Source organism: Methanobrevibacter sp., assembly GCF_017447225.1.
In the GTDB taxonomy this organism is placed as follows: Archaea; Methanobacteriota; Methanobacteria; order Methanobacteriales; family Methanobacteriaceae; genus Methanocatella.
This window is the reverse complement of sequence record NZ_JAFSNZ010000086.1, coordinates 1-14051: the sequence shown is the minus strand read 5'-3', so window position 1 is coordinate 14051 and position 14051 is coordinate 1. Positions and strand designations below refer to the sequence as shown.

16 protein-coding genes are annotated in these 14051 nt (G+C 34.3%); 13 read left to right on the top strand and 3 right to left on the bottom strand.

Annotated features, from left to right (window positions below; translation table 11 throughout):
- Positions 1-178 precede the first annotated feature (178 nt).
- Entirely contained in the window at positions 179-865 is a 687-nt protein-coding gene (locus IJQ68_RS08500; protein ID WP_292799197.1) for a carboxymuconolactone decarboxylase family protein, read from the top strand.
- An 11-nt stretch (positions 866-876) separates the two neighbouring features.
- Here the strand turns inward: IJQ68_RS08500 and IJQ68_RS08495 are convergent, their stop codons facing one another.
- Positions 877-1290, bottom strand: coding sequence for a pyridoxamine 5'-phosphate oxidase family protein (locus IJQ68_RS08495; protein ID WP_292799195.1), 414 nt, complete (start codon positions 1288-1290; stop codon positions 877-879).
- A gap of 45 nt (positions 1291-1335) precedes the next feature.
- Positions 1336-1875 (bottom strand): DNA-3-methyladenine glycosylase I, encoded by a 540-nt coding sequence (locus IJQ68_RS08490; protein ID WP_292799193.1) that lies wholly within the window; start codon positions 1873-1875, stop codon positions 1336-1338.
- Positions 1876-1929: 54 nt separating this feature from the next.
- Here IJQ68_RS08490 and IJQ68_RS08485 point away from each other — a divergent pair, with 54 nt between their 5' ends.
- The 12 genes from IJQ68_RS08485 to IJQ68_RS08430 all read left to right on the top strand — a co-directional run bounded on the left by IJQ68_RS08485 (position 1930) and on the right by IJQ68_RS08430 (position 13297).
- On the top strand, positions 1930-3072 hold the full coding sequence (locus tag IJQ68_RS08485) for an aldo/keto reductase (protein ID WP_292799191.1): 1143 nt from the start codon (positions 1930-1932) through the stop codon (positions 3070-3072).
- A 12-nt stretch (positions 3073-3084) separates the two neighbouring features.
- A complete protein-coding gene (locus IJQ68_RS08480) occupies positions 3085-4860 on the top strand; it encodes an FUSC family protein (protein ID WP_292799189.1) in 1776 nt (591 codons plus the stop codon).
- 14 nt (positions 4861-4874) lie between these two features.
- Positions 4875-5477: a hypothetical protein gene (locus tag IJQ68_RS08475; RefSeq protein ID WP_292799187.1), complete on the top strand. Its 603-nt coding sequence runs from the start codon at positions 4875-4877 to the stop codon at positions 5475-5477.
- Between the two features lie 100 nt (positions 5478-5577).
- The gene (locus tag IJQ68_RS08470; protein ID WP_292799185.1) at positions 5578-5928 is read left to right on the top strand and encodes a nascent polypeptide-associated complex protein; all 351 of its coding nucleotides are present in this window, start codon (positions 5578-5580) and stop codon (positions 5926-5928) included.
- A 6-nt stretch (positions 5929-5934) separates the two neighbouring features.
- Positions 5935-6675 (top strand): metallophosphoesterase, encoded by a 741-nt coding sequence (locus IJQ68_RS08465; protein ID WP_292799184.1) that lies wholly within the window; start codon positions 5935-5937, stop codon positions 6673-6675.
- A 60-nt stretch (positions 6676-6735) separates the two neighbouring features.
- Positions 6736-7761, top strand: coding sequence for a Zc3h12a-like ribonuclease (locus IJQ68_RS08460; RefSeq protein ID WP_292799183.1), 1026 nt, complete (start codon positions 6736-6738; stop codon positions 7759-7761).
- Positions 7754-8956 (top strand): hypothetical protein, encoded by a 1203-nt coding sequence (locus tag IJQ68_RS08455; protein WP_292799181.1) that lies wholly within the window; start codon positions 7754-7756, stop codon positions 8954-8956. Before IJQ68_RS08460 ends, IJQ68_RS08455 begins: the two co-directional genes overlap by 8 nt.
- A 23-nt stretch (positions 8957-8979) precedes the next feature.
- The gene (locus IJQ68_RS08450; protein WP_292799179.1) at positions 8980-9252 is read left to right on the top strand and encodes a hypothetical protein; all 273 of its coding nucleotides are present in this window, start codon (positions 8980-8982) and stop codon (positions 9250-9252) included.
- A gap of 17 nt (positions 9253-9269) precedes the next feature.
- Positions 9270-10493 (top strand): bifunctional ornithine acetyltransferase/N-acetylglutamate synthase, encoded by a 1224-nt coding sequence (argJ, locus tag IJQ68_RS08445; RefSeq protein ID WP_292799177.1) that lies wholly within the window; start codon positions 9270-9272, stop codon positions 10491-10493.
- A gap of 472 nt (positions 10494-10965) precedes the next feature.
- A complete protein-coding gene (locus tag IJQ68_RS08440; RefSeq protein ID WP_292799175.1) occupies positions 10966-11568 on the top strand; it encodes a class I SAM-dependent methyltransferase in 603 nt (200 codons plus the stop codon).
- A gap of 6 nt (positions 11569-11574) precedes the next feature.
- Positions 11575-12288: a 2-C-methyl-D-erythritol 4-phosphate cytidylyltransferase gene (locus IJQ68_RS08435; RefSeq protein WP_292799173.1), complete on the top strand. Its 714-nt coding sequence runs from the start codon at positions 11575-11577 to the stop codon at positions 12286-12288.
- The gene (locus IJQ68_RS08430; protein WP_292799171.1) at positions 12281-13297 is read left to right on the top strand and encodes an alcohol dehydrogenase catalytic domain-containing protein; all 1017 of its coding nucleotides are present in this window, start codon (positions 12281-12283) and stop codon (positions 13295-13297) included. The genes IJQ68_RS08435 and IJQ68_RS08430 overlap by 8 nt, the downstream gene beginning before the upstream one ends.
- Here IJQ68_RS08430 and IJQ68_RS08425 read toward each other — a convergent pair.
- Entirely contained in the window at positions 13294-13824 is a 531-nt protein-coding gene (locus tag IJQ68_RS08425) for a hypothetical protein (RefSeq protein WP_292799169.1), read from the bottom strand. The genes IJQ68_RS08430 and IJQ68_RS08425 overlap by 4 nt on opposite strands.
- Positions 13825-14051: the final 227 nt, after the last annotated feature.

The window sequence follows — 14051 nt, the reverse complement described above, 5'->3', positions numbered from 1 at the left end:
GAAAACAAAAAAATTCCCTAAAAAAATAATACAATAAATATATAATTAAAATAAAACATATAAATAAAATCAAAGAGAGCATCTGAACACTATTCGTTCGACAGAAAAAAATAAAAATGGTAAAAACTTTTAGTAATATACTATAATAAAATAATAATTAATTTTAGGAGGAATAATTTTGAAGTTAAAGAAAAATGATCCTGATTTTTTTGAGATATTCAACAGCTTTAATAACAAGGAAATATTGGAATATGTCTCAATATCAAAAAGAACCAGATTTATAGTTACATTGGCTACTTTAATTACAAATACATCTAAAGAAAAGTATGCAATTGCTGTTCGGGATGCTTTGGAAGTATTAAGTCCGATTGAGATAAAAGAAGTTCTATATCAGTCAGTTGCATATGTTGGTCTTGGAAAAACTTTTGAACTCTTTGAAGTAACGAATGATGTGTTAATCAAAAACGGCGTTGAACTTCCTTTGGAAAGCATTTCAACAGTAAGTAAGGAAAACCGTCATGAAAAAGGATTGGAAATTCAAAAAAGATATTTCGGTTCAGACATGATTGATTCAATGATTGAAAATACTCCTGAAGGTCAGGAAAGGTTCAATGACTTTTTGGCAGGTTACTGTTTCGGTGATTTCTACACAAGAGACGCATTATCCGACCAGGATCGTGAACTAATCACATTCTGTGTACTTGCTACTTTGGGGGGTTGTGAAAATCAGCTCAGAGGTCATGTATTCGGTAACCTGAATGTCGGTAATGATAAAGAGGTATTGATTGATGCATTGACTATTCTCTTGCCATATATTGGTTTTCCGAGAACACTGAATGCATTAGCAATAATAAATGAATATTAATGCGTAAAGCATTAATATTTAAATTTTAACGTTTCTTCAACAGCCATCATGTTTCTGAATTCTGCGGTAGCATCATCCAGATAGAATATTGCCATTTCCCAACCGTTTTCTTCATAGACTTTGCCGATTTCAGGCATTATTTCGAAAGCTTTTTCTACAAGCTCAGGGTTAGGATCTGCTTTTGCGGTACCGTAATACCTTATGAATTTATCTTTTGTATCGTTAAGTGCAACAATTTCTATTTTAGGATTAGCTTCGATTTGTTTCCAGACTTCCTTAAAGCTGCCTACTCCAAAGTAGATTTTGTCGTCTACGAGCATTTGGAAACCTAATGGTCTGCATTTTGCTTGGTCGCCGTCTACACTTGCAAGGAAAAATACTCCTGCGTCAGTTAAAAAATCGCTTACTTTTTTAATATCGGACATTTTATCACCTATGTTATATTCTATTTTTTAATTAATTAAATGTTTTCAATACATAAAACAGTCTTCGGTATGATTGTCAATTATGCCGATAGACTCCAAGTATGAATATATTGTGGTTGGCCCCACATATTTCATACCTTTTTTCTTTAAGTCCTTCGAAATATTTTCAGACAACTCTGATTTTGTTTTATACTCTCCTTTTATAATTTTTCCATCGGTAAAGCTCCAGATATAATCTGAAAAGCTGCCATATTCCTTTTGAATATCCTTAAATATTTTTGCATTTACTATTGTCGCTTCAATTTTTCCCTTATTTCGGATAATATTTTCATTTTCCATTAATTCCTGAACCTTAACATCATCATAATCAATGATTTTATCCAAGTCGAAATTATCGAAAGCTTCTCTAAAAAATTCGCGCTTTTTCAATATTGTAATCCATGACAATCCTGCCTGAAAGGATTCCAATACAAGCATTTCACATAATATGGCATCGTCATATTTGGGAATTCCCCATTCCTCGTCATGATACTTTATATAAATGTCTTCTTTGCCTTCGACCCAATCACATCTTTTTTTATTCATAATAATTATTATCAATGAATTAAATAAATAACATTAACTATTAGGGAGATTGAAATGAAATACAGAAATTTAGGTAAAACCGGACTTAAAGCTAGTGAGATAGCTTTTGGTGCGGAATGGTTTGTACAAAGACCATACGATGAAGTTGAAGAGATAGTAAGGCATTGTGAAGCTAACGGAATCAATTTCCTCGACTGCTGGATGAGTGAACCCACTGTCAGAACAAATCTCGGTAAGGCAATCAAAGACACTCGTGACAAATGGATTATTCAGGGCCATATCGGATCCACTTGGCAGAACAATCAGTATGTGAGAACACGTGAAATGGATAAGGTTAAAGAGGCTTTTGAGGATTTCATGGAAAGATTCCAAATCGATACACTTGATTTTGGTATGGTTCATTATGTGGATGAGTTGGACGATTACAATCATATCATGAACGGCGAATTTATTGAATATGTCCGTGAACTTAAAGAAAACGGAACCATAAAACATATCGGATTAAGTACTCACAACACGGATATTGCTCTTTTGGCTGCGAAAAATCCTGAAATCGAATTAATCATGTTCAGTATTAATCCGGCATACGACATGTTTCCTCCAACGGAAGTAATTGAGGATTATTCTAATGATGATAAATACACTGATTTGGCAGGCCTTGACCCGAGAAGGGCTGAACTTTATCAGTTGTGTGAGGATAATGAAATTCCAATAACTGTAATGAAGGGTTATGCAAGCGGCCGTTTATTCAATGAAAACGATTCCCCATTCGGCGTTGCCCTAACCCCAGTACAATGTATTCATTACGCATTATCACAAAAAGGAGTGGCAAGCATTTTCGTCGGTGTTAATAATGTTGAGGAATTGGATGCAGCATTGGAATATGAAACAGCTTCAGAATCTCAAAAGGAATATAAAGATATTCTTGCCAACGCTCCAAAACATTCCTTTGAAGGAAAATGCATGTATTGCGGACACTGCGCTCCATGCACCTCAGAAATTGATGTGGCAATGGTAATTAAGCTTTATGACTTGGCGGTTATTCATGATGAGGTTCCTCAAAGTGTTCGGGAACACTATAATAACTTGAAATATGATGCAACCGAATGCATTGCCTGTGGAGATTGTGAAGAAAGATGTCCGTTCAACGTCAGAATAGTTGATATAATGTTGGATGCACAGGATTTATTGAATTAATTGGTTTGAATAATGAAAAGAATGCCTTTGAAAATGAAAATAATTATGATTGGATTCATATTATTTTTCATGTTTTTCTATATGATTGTCTTTGGAAGCAAAAATGCAGTCATCGGCGTCATGATTGCGATGGCGGGATTGATGAATATAAGCAACGACTTATCCTATAAGCCCAAATTATCTTTCATTAAGGTTTTGGGTCTTCTTTTAATATTGGGTGTAGTTGCCTATTTAAATAATCCTATAACGATTTTAGGTTGTATTTTAACATTTATTGTGGTGTTTGGAACTACAATGACATCATATCATCTGTTCAGCACTGATGTCTATCTGCCTTATCTGATGTGTTACTTTATGATGATGTCTATTCCGGTTCCTTTAAGCGATATGCCGATGAGACTATTGTCTTTGGCTTTTGGATCAGTATTTATTGTTGGAATAAACCTTTTAGCTAACCGCAACAAGCAGTATAAACTGTCAAAACAGACTATTGATTCATTGACTGGTGAAATAAACAATGCTGTTGATTTGAAACTGGCGGGTAAAGAAGTAACTAAAGACAGTTTCAGGACAGCCAACGGCTTTTATTTAAGCATTTTTTCACAATTTGAATATAAGTATTTCTCATCTCCAATTCAGGAATCCGTTTTGAATGTTGTCAAATCATTCCAATATATCGGTTCAATCATTGCAGATTATGATTTGACTGCTAATGAACTGGAATATATCAAAAAGATATTGTCAGATATTAATGATTCAAAATCATTTGATGTTTTTGGGGATTTTGAAGTTGAAACAAAAGAGATGAATGTTGTTTTGCTTAACTTTGAAAATATCATTGATGAAATCGATAATGCAGATTTAAGCAAGGAAGCTATTCTTCCGGATAAAGATTTCATTAAACCGTTAATCTGGCCTTCCATTAAAAGAAACTTTTCTTTCAGGTCAGTCAAATTCACTTTTGCATTTAAAATGGCAATTACACTCACATTATGGGAAGTTTTAACCTTAGCATTCAATCTTCCATTCACCAAATGGCTATATTTCGCCACCATTCCGTTGATGATGCCTTATGTTGACGATTTGGCATATACGGCCAAGTCCCGTCTCAGAGGCACATTGCTTGGAGTATTTGTTTTTGCGATAATTGTCCTAATATTACCATATTTCTCAATATCTCCTGAAGTCGTGATGTTAATCGTAATGGTTATCTGTATGATTGGTATGGTTTATTTCCTTGAAGATAAACTGATTATGACAATATTTACCACGATAATGTCAGTTATGACTTCACTGATGTATATTACGCCTGATTTGGCAATGGAACTGAAAATATTGTGGGTTGCAGTTGCAGTGGTTGTAGTGAGCGCAATCAATTTCATATTCCTACCATATTCCGTTGAAAAGGAAAGTGAAAACAATTTGAAATTACGTTTTGGTTTAAATAAACAGTCCGTTGATTTGATTAAGGATAAATGTCTTGGAAAGATTTCTTCTTCTAAAAAGACATCATTATTGGTTGTAAGCAATATTGTGGGAGAAAATATTGAAGTGACTGACGACAACGAAGAACTGTTCGAGTTACAGAGAAAGATTACTGATACCTGTAATTTTATATTAACTTATCTGAATAAACATAATGCATCTGATTCTCTAAAAGAAAATCTTGTTGATATAATCGACAATGGTGCTAAAGTTAATGATAATTTAAATAAAAATGATAAAATTATATCCTATTCCATGAGTCAGGTTATGGAATCAATTGAAAATGAAAATGAAATGTTTTAAAAGAGGGTGATAATATGTCTAAAAATATTTGTCCAAGATGTGGTGCCGTAACCGAAGACGGATATTTCTGCTATCAGTGCGGATTCAAATTCGACAATAAAAGCTTTTTCAATAAGATGGATGAGAAAATAAGTATTTCAACTTTAATATTTTCATTCATTGTACTGGGAATATTCCTGTTTGTCGGATCTCTGTTCTGGGGTCTTTTCACGGCCAATGGCACAATAGGATTTTCAACTAATGTATTGTTAACTGTGATTTTTGCAGTATTCTTCGCAGGAATTTTCCTCGGATACTTCAATTGCATGGATGATTCATATATAGTCCCTAATTTTATCGTATACCTTGGAGTAATTGCTGCAGGTATTCTTTGCGCTACTGGATCATTATTTGCTGTTACAACCGCATTTGCCTCTGCAATGAGTTCAGTATTTTCTTCATCTCCATTAACCTCGGGTTATGCTGATGTAGGTTCTGTAAGTGGTGCTTCGGATACTAATATTTTTTCATCACTTTTAAGCAATTTTCTCTTGGATATTGTGATAATCATCCTTCTGATTCCTGCAGCTTCATATTTAGGTATTTATTTGGGTTATATTATTAAAAATAACCTTTAATCAATTTCTTTTTTATTATTTTTTTCTCTTTTTAAAACAATCTTTTAATAGTATTAATAATATATTTATAAATAATTAGATTATTTTCGAGGATATTATTATGATTCCAGGAATGAACAAAAAACAAATGAAACAGATGGAAAGACAAATGAAAAAAATGGGTATGAAAATGGAAGATCTTGATGGCGTAAAAGAAGTCATCATCCGTTTTGAAGATAAGGAATTAATCATTGATGAGCCTAGTGTCAGCTTAATGAATGTAATGGGTCAGGAAACTTATCAGATTGACGGTAAAGCCCGTGAAGTGGAACTTGAATACGAAATCGAAATTCCTGATGAAGATGTTGAAATGGTAGCTAACCAGGCTAATGTATCCGAAGATGCTGCAAGACAGGCATTGGAAGAATGCAAAGGAGACTTGGCTGAAGCTATTATGAAATTAAACCAATAGGTAATTATGACAGTTATTGCACACATTTCAGATTTACATGTCAGCGACATGGCTTTTAACGAAGAAGTTTTCATGAAAGCCGTAAGCGAAATCAACGCTTTACAACCGGACATGATTATTTTGACAGGGGACTTGACGAATAATGGTTATCACAGGGAATTCAAACAGGCAATGAAATACCTGAGCATGTTCGAAGCCCCATTATTTGCTGTTCCGGGAAATCATGACTCAAGAAACTTAGGTTATCAAAGCTTTGAGGAACTGGTTGGTGAGAGAAGCTGGAAACTAACGAAAGATGATGATTTCACAGTCATCGGTCTTGACAGCAGTTCTCCTGATGAGGATAGAGGACATATCGGTTTGCCTCAGCATTTATGGATGGAACATCAGCTGGATGACTGCGTTATAGAAGACAGCTTTTCCATCGTTGCCCTTCACCACCATGTCATTCCGATACCGGACACAGGCCGTGAACGTAACGTTCTTTCAGACGCAGGTGATATCCTAAAGACTTTAACTACCCATGAAGTCGGTCTGGTCTTATCAGGGCATAAGCATGTTCCCAACATTTGGAGAATAAATGAAACTGTAGTTGTCAATGCAGGTTCATTATGTTCCAATAAGCTAAGAGGAAAAATAGGCAATTCATATATGGTTTATATCATTGATGAGGAAAATATAGAAATATTTTTAAATAATGTGGGTGGAGAAAAGTTTTTATATGGCAAATACCGAAGAAAATATTAAATATTTGTATAATTTAATATAATAAATGATTAAATAAGTTATTTTTATAATGGTGATATTATGAAAGTGGTTGTAGATGCTTCTAATGTTGCACATAATGTGAGAAATGAAAACTCACAGCCTCAAATGGCTAATATTTTGGCTGCTGTCAAAGCGTTAGAGGAAAGTGAAGATGAATTTGTTATTATAGCTGATGCATCACTTCGTCATGAAATTGATAATAAAGAAGAATTCTTAAAACTGCTGGAAAGTGATAATGTAGAAGAAGTTCCGGCAGGAAATGATGCTGATCATTTTATTTTAGAAATTGCTTACAGTGAAAAAGCAAAAATTTTATCCAATGATAAATTCAGGGATTATGCTGCTGAATTTAAAAACATTAATTCATTCAGAATTCCATTTATAATAAAGGACAACAGATTAACATTCGGAAGACCGAAAAAACCTAAACATGATAAGAATATTCTGCAGAAAATTTCCGATGAAATCATCAAGCAGTTGAATTTCAAGAAATGGGAAGTTTACACAGGCAAGGAAGGTCTGGAGATTTCTCCTTTAAACATCGCAAAACAGGCCATTATTCGTATCGATGATGAGAACAATATCAATTCCAAAGTTGAAAGTATCTTCTCAAAAATACCAATGTTCAATAAGATTGTAGATATGGTCGATGATGTTGAAATAGCAGCACCATATGTTATTTTCGTATTGGTTCATCCAAAAGATTATAAATTGGCTGTAAAAAATGCAGGAAATATTTCTGTTACTATTGCTGACAGGTTAGGTCTTGAGAAAAAACCATTGATTGCTGTTCGAAATGATCTGTTTACTAAACCTGGTACTTTTGAACTGAATATCATGCTTGCTGATGAAGTAACCGAAAACGCTCCATACAATATTCTGGTTCGTGTGAGCGCTCACGATGAAGTCTTCATTAAGAAAAACTCAAGAAATATTGCAAGTACAATTGCAGGCAGATTAGGTTCCTGGAAATTCCCGTTCGTTTCTGTTAAGCCGGACATGTTGTTGGAACGTCCTGGCGAATTTGAAATTGAATTAGAAAAAGGAGGAAAATTAGATGGTTAATAGCTTATCTAAAGCAATAATTAAGCTAACCACAGGTCTCACACCTATTAGTGTAGGGACTAAATTTTTTCCGACAGATTCAATGCAGAATGAATATGTTGAACTGTTCAATTATACTCAAACCATATTATTCGAATTAGAAAAAGCACAAATAAGTTCTAACAGTATCGAAACTAATCTTATAAGGGATATCGGTCCTGAAAATATCCCTCAAGAATTTAATTTTTATGAAATAAGACCTGCAGAAGATAGAATTGAAGAATATGCTCTTGTGAGCAATATTGTGATGGGTAGTGACCGTTACTTTTATGTTGAACTTCCAAACCCGTCAAACTTAATCAATATCTTCGTTAAAATTATTGAAAATGAAAAAGGTCAAATTGTCGAAAAGAGTTCAACAGAACTCGTTGCAAAAATGTTAAGCAAAAACGATGCGATTCGTGTAGCTATTGAATTAATAGGAATCGGTCTTGAACGTGGAATTGAAGTTATATCTGCTGTTGGAATGACTGGTGCAGCTTCAATCGAAAGATCAATTAACTACAGACAAAGCTTAGGTAGTTTTCCAGGTGTTGCTTTCACAAAGCTTGGTGGAGAATATGCTCTGGTTTTCGACGGTCCTTTCAAACTGGCTCAGTCCAAACCTAGTGAATTTCAAAATTATCTCTTTGTTGATCTGATTGATTCAACAGGTTATACAAGCAAGCACGGTAAAACCCAGCTGGTTGATTTGATGACAAATATCAAATATTTCATTGAAACCGAATGTGGCGGTGAACTTGAAGGTTACCGTGAAGGCGGAGACGATTTTATTGCCCGTTTCCCATCAAAGGATCTGGCTATCCGTGCAGGTCTTGATGCAGCATGGTTTGCACTTGACAATGATGCAAAAATCAGGGCAGGTGTTGGCAGAAGCCGAAGAGAAGCCGGTGAGAGGGCTCAATTGGTGGATAATTTAGGTTCAACATCTCCGTTATCATTAGTGGTTTTTGAACTTGCTAATGGATTATATGCTTACAATATTCCGTCAGAGTTTACAAGAACTCTAATAAATCTTTTTGAAAATGAAAAGCAAAAATTAATCGGAGTATTTGCTTTCGTATTCATAATCACATATTTATTGTGTATTCTCGGACTTGGAGCATTCAGTTTTATAACAATCATATTGGCATTAATATATGCTTTTGTTGCTTAAAAAAATAAAAAAAGGGAATTACAGTGGCTCGTAGAAACGAAGGAATAATAGCTTTTCTGATGATTCTGGCATTGGTTGCTTTTGTTATCGGTTCGGCTATTGGAATTACAGTTAGTATAGAAAAACATGAGAATGAGACAAATCCTCAAAATGACACGCCTCAGATTGAGAATGTGACTGTGGAAATGACATCAAATGTAAATAATCATAGTGATGATTTTAATTATGATTATGATTTGGACAGAGTCGATTTTAATGAGAATTATTCTGTAGAAGAGTATACTGTAAATAATTAACTATTTCCGTGATAATTATGGATTTTATTCGTGATATTGATGGCGGATTTTCCGTCATTGAAAATATTAAAGTATCTGGTGCTCGCGAAGGAAAATATGGTGTTAGCGTAATTTTAGCACCGCACAGTACTGCTTCCGGTGTTTTTACTTCAAATAAGGTTGTTGCAGCCCCAGTAACTTATACTAAAAATGTAGTCAAAAAAGGTATTGTTTCAGCTGTTGTAGTCAATAGTGGTAATGCAAACTGTTTCACCGGCCAAAAAGGAATCGAAGACTGTGAAGAATTGGTTAATCTGGTATCTAAAGACTTGAATGTTCCGGCTAGTGAAATTGCAATCTGTTCTACAGGTGTCATTGGTCGTGAAATGCCTATGGACATAATTTCCAAGGTGGCTTATGAATCCATCTCCAAATTGGGGGATAATCCGGAAAATTCTCTGGCAGCTGCAAAAGCCATAATGACAACAGATACTTTCCCGAAAGAGGAAGCCTGTGAGGTAACATTAACAACCGGTGAAATTATAAAGATTGCCGGTATCACTAAAGGAAGCGGAATGATTGCTCCGAATATGGCGACAATGCTGTCTTTTATAGTAACTGATGCTGTCATTTCACAAAAAGCTATTAAAAAGGCACTAAAAATTGCTGCTGATAAAAGTTTCAACATGATTGTTGTTGACGGTGATGAAAGTACAAACGATACCTGTCTTATGTTGGCTAACGGTGCATCAGACGTTAATGTGGAAAGAAACGGTGAAATTGATTCCAATTTCCAGGAAGGTCTCAATCATATCTGTATAAATTTAGCTAAAAAGATGGCTCGTGATGGTGAAGGGGCCTCCAAATTTATTGAAGCAAATGTTAGGGGAGCAGAATCCTTTGAGGATGCAAAACTTGCAGCAAAGGCAATTGTAACCTCTCCATTATTCAAATCAGCTGTTTTTGGCGGCGATCCTAATTGGGGAAGAATCGTATCTGCAATCGGTTATTCTGGATGTGAGCTGAATCCTGATATTGTAACCATTGCAATAGCTGATGATGAAGATGAAACTGACCTTGTGCGCAAAGGTGAAATCCTTGCTTTTGAAGGAACACCTTATCTGGAGCGTGCAGAAAAAATAATGCAATCCAAAAACATTACTGTTAAAATAGACATGTTTTTAGGTGATGGTGAAGCTATCGCATGGGGTTGTGATTTGACATATGACTATGTCAAAATCAATGCAGAATACACTACATAAGAAAACATATAAATACTTTAAAAACAAATATTTTTATGTTATACATAATTCTAATGTTGTAATTATAAATTTTATAGGAGGGTAAGATATGGCAAAAGTTAAAGGTACTAACAGAAGAACAAGACAAAAAAGAAGTTATACTAAACCTGGTAGTAAAAGAGGAAGAGGAGTTAAACAAACCTGGAAAAAATAAGTCCTCTCAAAACTACTTTTTTTAATTTATGTTAACCATTTCCAAACATAATTTTCTTGCATTTTAATTGATTTTACGAATGATTATTTCACATGTTTTTTATTAATCTATAATTTTAATTTATTGAAACATTCATTTAATGAATTTCATCAATATATTTCCATGAACAATATTGTATTATGTAGATGTCCTTTCACAGATTTGTATTTTTCATCGAAGTGAAATGCATTTCACTAAAATTATATAGTATTTTTAAAAGATTTAATATTAGGTGATAATATGAAAATGCCCGCAAATGGACATAGAGCACACGGATTTTCAAGTGAGTTCTTTTTAGATTCAAATGAAATAATCGATGAATTAAATCTTAAAGGTACAGAGACTGTAATGGATGCCGGATGTGGCGATGGACACATTGCAATCAAGCTTCTTGATGAGTATATAGATTCAGGTAAAGTTTATGCAGTGGACATCTATGATGCATCTATTGAAGATATGGAAAAATATAAATTAGAAAACAATGTAGATAATTTAATTAATATTGAAGCAGACATTACCAAAGGCGTCACAGAAATTGATGACGAAACCTTGGATGTAATATTGATGGTTAATGTTTTCCATGGATTTACCGCTTCAAGAACTGTTGATGAAGCAATAAGTGAATTTTCCCGTTTAATTAAAAAAGATGGTAGAATTGCTATAATGGACTATAAAAAATGGGATGTTCCTAAAGGACCTCCAACTCAAGTGAGAAGCTCTCCTGAAGAGCTAGAAGAGATGTTTGCAAAACATAATCTTAAAATGACTTACCTGAACGAAGAGATTGGAGAAGATATTCCTCAGGGTAAATCACATTTCTTCATTGTCTTTGAAAAGGAGTAATTAATAATGATTTTTGCAGCTATACTGGCAGGTGGAATAGGATCAAGAATGGGTGGAACAGACACTCCCAAACAATTTTTGGACTTAGGTGATAAACCGGTTATCATTCACACGATAGAAAAATTTGTAATCAATTCAAAATTCGACAAAATTCTTGTTTTATCACCAAAGAATTTCATAAATCATACAAATAATCTGATAAATGAATATTTTGGTGAAGATACAAATATTGTTGTTCTGGAAGGTGGTCAGACAAGAAACGACACCTTAGTTAATGCAATTGACTATATCAGTGAAAATTTTGACATAGATGATGATTCAATAATTGTTACCCACGATTCCGTACGTCCTTTTGTAACCCATCGTATAATAGAGGACAATATAAAAGCTGCAAAAGAATTCGGCGCATGTGACACGGTTATTCCTGCAACCGACACTATTGTCGAAAGTGTTGATTCCAAGGTAATCACAAATATTCCAATAAGGGATAATTTTTACCAGGGTCAGACTCCTCAAAGCTTTAAGATAAATAAATTGTCAGAATTAATCAATAGTTTAAATGAAAGGGAAACCAATATATTAACTGATGCATGTAAAATATTTGTTCTTAAAAATGAAGATGTATATCTGGTTGACGGTGAAATAACAAATATTAAAATTACGTATCCATATGACTTAAAATTAGCTAATACAATTTTAAAGGAATCTGATCATGATTAACATAGTTTATAGACTGAAATCTCCAAAATTCTTTGAGGAGGCAATTGATGACATTGAATTGGATGGTGTTGTTGTAAGACCGACCTATCTGTCAATCTGTCAGGCTGACCAGAGATATTATCAGGGTTCAAGGCCTCCGGAAATCCTATCTGAAAAATTGCCTATGGCTTTGATTCATGAAGCCGTTGGCGAGGTGGTTTCTGATTCTGAATCCGTTTTCAGTCCCGGCGATAATGTTGTTATGATTCCAAACACTCCTTTTGGTAAAGACTGCTATCGTGCTAATTACTCTAAATTGTCTAAATTCAGAGGAAGTGGCTTCGACGGATTTACAAGTGATTTGGTAAGCTTGAATCATGATCGATTAGTAAAATTGCCTGATGATTTTAATTTGGAGGTATCCTCTTTCATTGAATTAATCAGCGTAGCCTATCAGGGAATAATGAAATTCATGGAGTTTAAAAAGGCATCATGCAAAGTTTTAGGCGTCTGGGGAGATGGAAACCTAGGTTATATCACGGCATTGCTTCTAAAACAGATCTGTCCTGATTGTGAAGTGGCTGTTTTCGGCAAGCACCTGGAAAACCTGAACCTCTTTTCATTTGCAGACAATGTCTATATGATACATAATGTTCCAAAGGATTTAAAAATTGACCATGCATTCGAATGTGTAGGTTCTGCCGCATCGCAGTCAGCTATCGAACAGATTATAAGTCTGATTAATCCTCAAGGAACAATAAGTCTTTTTGGCGTAAGCGAATATCCTATTCCTATCAATACGAGAATGCTTCTTGAAAAAGGACTGACGATTCAGGGCAATAGCCGTTCTGAAAGGGAGGATTTTGAAGGTGTAGTCAACCTTCTTGATGAAAACCCTCAACTTTTCAGTTATTTGTCTAAACTTATTACAAATGTTTGTGAAATCAAATCAATAGATGACTTGAAAACTGCTTTTGATAAGGAGTATATTTCAAATTTCGGAAAAACAATCCTTAAGTGGGAAATCTAAATTATTTCCAAGCTCTGTTTAATGATTTTAAAACATTCAACTCTTAATTTTTTTCTATCTTCCTTAGGGCCCATCATAGGAATTGCTGAAAGAATATCCAAATCCTTTTCATCAAGCCTTATTTTTTTATCCACTTTTTCTTTTATATGATATAATGCGTCATATGCAGGATTTGGAGCAAAACAGGCCAGTTTTATATTGAATGTCGCTTCTGATTTGATTACGCATTCCGGTGCAGTTACCTGTATTGTATTTGGACAGAGCACATATATGGATATTGCTACGTTATTCTTCTCATAAAGCTCTTCTGCAAGTTCCACGTATCTGGCCAGTTCATTTTCATCAAAATCAATCATCTGGTATTCCAAAGATATCAGTTCCCCTCCATCAGTTATGAACAGGTCTCCATTATGGGGGGTGTTGTTATTAGTTTTCATCTCTTCCGGTGCATAACCGACAATTGTTCTTGTTTCATCAAATGCTTCTTTCATTATTCGAATTTCTATATCTAAATTATTTTCGTTCATTTTATTCTAACCTCTTTAAAAATTAATTACAATTATCTATATTGTATTTACTTGATAATAAATTGGTCAGTTTCTTTTTAGAACAATATTTATCGGTTATATCAATTTTACAAAGATTCCTGCTACATTCTGCATTTTCGTGTATAAATACAGATTTTTGTAGTTATGAGCTTCATCTACAAACAGGCGGTCAACTCCAAGCTCCTCGAACGTAATTACATCGTCTT